Source organism: Paraburkholderia sediminicola, from assembly GCF_046026895.1.
Lineage (GTDB): Bacteria > Pseudomonadota > Gammaproteobacteria > Burkholderiales > Burkholderiaceae > Paraburkholderia > Paraburkholderia sediminicola_C.
Genome location: NZ_JAQQEU010000181.1, coordinates 1 through 3,365, shown reverse-complemented (window position 1 = coordinate 3,365; position 3,365 = coordinate 1). Strand labels below are relative to the sequence as shown.

The following is a 3,365-nucleotide window of genomic DNA, read 5'->3' as shown; positions in this document are numbered from 1 at the left end:
ACACCGGGCGGCAGCGGGGCAGCCAGCGGAGCCATACCGGCAACGTAGTCGGCTGCCGCGCGAAGCGGTTCAAGAACGAGAAGTGTTGCTGAGGGTGGCGTGAGTTCAACGCTTTTCATTGCATCTCCAGAGGGGCACGTATGCAGGACACCTTAAGTATGCGCCCGTATTGCTGCACCGCAATGTAAATATATCCGATGCATAGTTCAGATGTCCCGTTGTTTCGGTGAAAAGGGTGTCACGCGCTGCTGACAAGGGATGGAGGCGCACGCAGGAGCTCCAGATGCGCAAAATAAGAATTTGACTTCATCGAAATTGCGGCTATGATGGAAGTCATATTGCTGCGGTGCAGCATTTCAATCGGGCGACATACGGCCCTACTTTTTTGGAGTCGAACATGAACACCCTCATCCCGGAACAAACGGTTACTGCAGCCAAGGCAAGCCTTGACACGACTTTCGGTTTTGCAAGCAAGGCTTTTCAGGCGTTCGAAAAGCTCGTCGAGCTCAATGCGCAGACAGTCAAGACGACGCTTGCCGAGGCGCAAGAATTCGCTGGCAAATCCCAGATTGGCAAGGCGCCGCAAGCAGCTTTTGCAGTTCAGGAAAACCAGCTGCGCGCCGGTGTTCAAAAGACTCTGGCCTATTGGACGCACGTGAAGGAAATCGTGTCGAGCACCCAGGCTGAATTCGAGTCAGTGGCCAAAGCGGTCTTCAAACAGCCTTCATTTGACGCGAAGGCGTGGTTCGACACCATGTCGAAAAATGCGCTGCCGGGCGGCGACGCGATTTTGGCCTTCTGGAAGTCGAGTCTCGGCGCAGCGGGCCAGTCAGCTGGCGCGGCGTATGCAACCGCCACGAAGGCGACTAAAAAGACTGTTGAAACTGCTGTCAGCGAAGCGTAGTACTCGCCCGCGCCTGGAGACCCTAACACTGTGGTGAAAAAGTTTGCGACGAGCGCAACGATACACTCCAGGTCGAGTGGTAACGGGTGAGAGTCCCGGTCGAAGGACCGGGACAACTCAGACATAACGATGGGAAACAGCAGACCGGGTGTACGAAAACTGCCCTGCGCATCTAACGCGACTCGTACGCGGTTACCTCTTCGGGGGTTTCGTAGATATACGTCGCGACGTTGCGCCTGTGCAGCGCATCACCTAGTTTCATTCGGAGAAAGCTGCTCGTGGTGTATCGGGTCACATCCGAGTAAAAGCGCGAAACGAGCCCGGTCACCATATCCGAATATGCGTCGATGACCTCCGGGGCTATCGAAAAGTTGTCGTAGTTCACGATAGCGTGAGGCCTTTCCTTGAGCCCAGACAGAGCCAACTCAACCTCAGCACGAATAGCTTCCACGTCCTCTTCAGTCGCGACCTTGTGTCCTTCGAAGTTGATGAAGAGAATATTTTTGTCCGCGTCGTAGCTAAACCGCTCGTGAAGTGTCAATCGCAAAAGCACGCTTCGCAGGCCCATAGGCTTGCTTTCGAAAATGCGGGCGTCCATGAGACGCGGCGGTGACTTTATGATGGGCGCGAATCCCATCTGCGAAATGATGTCCCTCTGCAAGTCGACTCCTGGCGCAATTTCGACAAGTTCAAGGCCACCAGGGCGCAGAGCAAAGACACAGCGCTCTGTAATGTACAGAACAGGCTGGTGGCGTTCATTCGCGTAGCGACCGCCGAACGTGCGGTGCTCCACTTCGTCCACGAACTTCCGGCAGACACTGTCTCGAAGAATCGTCAACCGCCCGTCTTTGATACTTACATCAAGGTTGCCGGCGTTGAACGTGCCAAGAAAGACCACCTTCTTTGCACTTTGAGAAATATTGATGAAGCCCCCCGCGCCTGCCAGCTTCGGGCCGAACTTGCTCACATTGATGTTGCCTTCACGGTCAACCTGAGCCAGTCCGAGGAACGCAATGTCCAGGCCGCCGCCGTCATAGAAGTCGAACTGGTACGGTTGGTCAATAATGGCATCAGTATTGGTCGCCGCGCCAAAATTCAGTCCCCCGGCAGGTATGCCGCCGATGACACCAGGCTCCGTCGTCATCGTGAAAAGCTCGCATACCTGCTCCTCGTTAGCGACGCTCGCTATGCCTTCCGGCATCCCAATCCCAAGGTTCACCACGCTGTTGGCCAACAGCTCGAACGAGGCTCGTCGTGCAATGACTTTCCGCTCCGTCAGAGCCATTGCGGGAATCGAACCGGCGGAAACGCGAAGCTCGCTTGCGAAGCCCGCACTGTACGGTTCGGCAAAGGTCTGCCAGTGGTTTTCGGGCTTCGCGACCACAACACAGTCGACCAGAATGCCGGGTATCTTCACCTGTCGAGGATTCAACGTGCCAGACTCTGCAATTCGCTCTACCTGAACTATCACGATGCCGCCGGAGTTACGTGCGGCCATTGCGATTGAAAGCGACTCGAGGGTGAGCGCTTCCTTCTCCATCGTTACGTTCCCGTTCGCGTCAGCCGTGGTGCCGCGTACGATAGCGACGTCGATGGGGAATGTCTTGTACAGAAGGCAGTCAGCGCCGTTGACAGATATAAGGCTCACCAAATCTTCTGTCGTTTTGCCGTTGAGCTTGCCGCCACCGTTTCGAGGGTCTACGAATGTACCCAACCCGACTGTCGACAGGTGGCCAGGACGATGCGCAGCGATGTCGCGAAACAGCTGTGAAATTACACCTTGCGGGAGGTTGTATGCTTCGATGTGCCCTTCGACAGCCAAACGTTGAAGTTTTGGCACAAGCCCCCAATGGCCACCGATGACTCGCCGAACGAGCCCTTGATGGGCGAAGTGATTCAATCCCTTCAGGGCACCGTCACCTTGTCCGCCGGCATAAACAAGCGTCAGGTTTCGGGGGGCATCGTTCTCCAGACTGCCGGTGTCGAGAAAGAGCTGTTCAAGCGCAACAGCAATTTCCTCTGCAAAGCCGATTCCGACGAAGCCGCCTGTTGCCACAGTGTTGCCAAGGCGAATCAATCTCACTGCGTCTTGAGCGGAGACGATTTTTCGTCGTCCAACGCTATGCATCGCCGCCGGAAATGGATGTTGAAATCCTGCATTCATATTTGCCTCCAGACCGCACCGTGAAGGAGGCCTCCGGCGCTATGTTGTTGTTCAGATTGCATGCCTCGGCCGGGGCCTGCGGCGCTGCTGCTTACTGCATGAACCATCCGTGGCTTACGACAAACGACTGACCAGTCAGGGCCGCTGTCGGATACGCCGCGAGAAACAGGGTCACCTGAGCGATGTCTTCGACGGTGGTGAATACTCCGTCAACTGTACCGCCTAGCATAACGTTCCGGATTACATCCTCTTCGCTCATTCCAAGTTCTCGTGCCTGCTCTGGAATTTGCTTATCCA

General features: G+C 55.7%; 2 protein-coding genes and 1 pseudogene. 1 reads left to right on the top strand and 2 read right to left on the bottom strand.

The features are described 5' to 3' along the window. The first annotated feature begins 397 nt into the window (after positions 1–397). Entirely contained in the window at positions 398–904 is a 507-nt protein-coding gene (gene phaP, locus PQR02_RS39945; RefSeq protein ID WP_408243313.1) for a TIGR01841 family phasin, read from the top strand. Positions 905–1,076: 172 nt separating this feature from the next. On the opposite strand, the gene PQR02_RS39940 is transcribed toward phaP, so the two are convergent. Then, positions 1,077–3,068: an acyl CoA:acetate/3-ketoacid CoA transferase gene (locus PQR02_RS39940; RefSeq protein WP_408243312.1), complete on the bottom strand. Its 1,992-nt coding sequence runs from the start codon at positions 3,066–3,068 to the stop codon at positions 1,077–1,079. 91 nt (positions 3,069–3,159) lie between these two features. Continuing rightward, positions 3,160–3,365 (bottom strand): annotated as a pseudogene (locus PQR02_RS39935) (3-hydroxybutyrate dehydrogenase); the annotation flags it as partial.

Coding starts and splice junctions, on each gene's coding strand:
- phaP (WP_408243313.1), top strand. CDS start 398: ATGAACACCCTCATCCCGGAACAAACGGTTACTGCAGCCAAGGCAAGC.
- PQR02_RS39940 (WP_408243312.1), bottom strand. CDS start 3,068: ATGAATGCAGGATTTCAACATCCATTTCCGGCGGCGATGCATAGCGTT.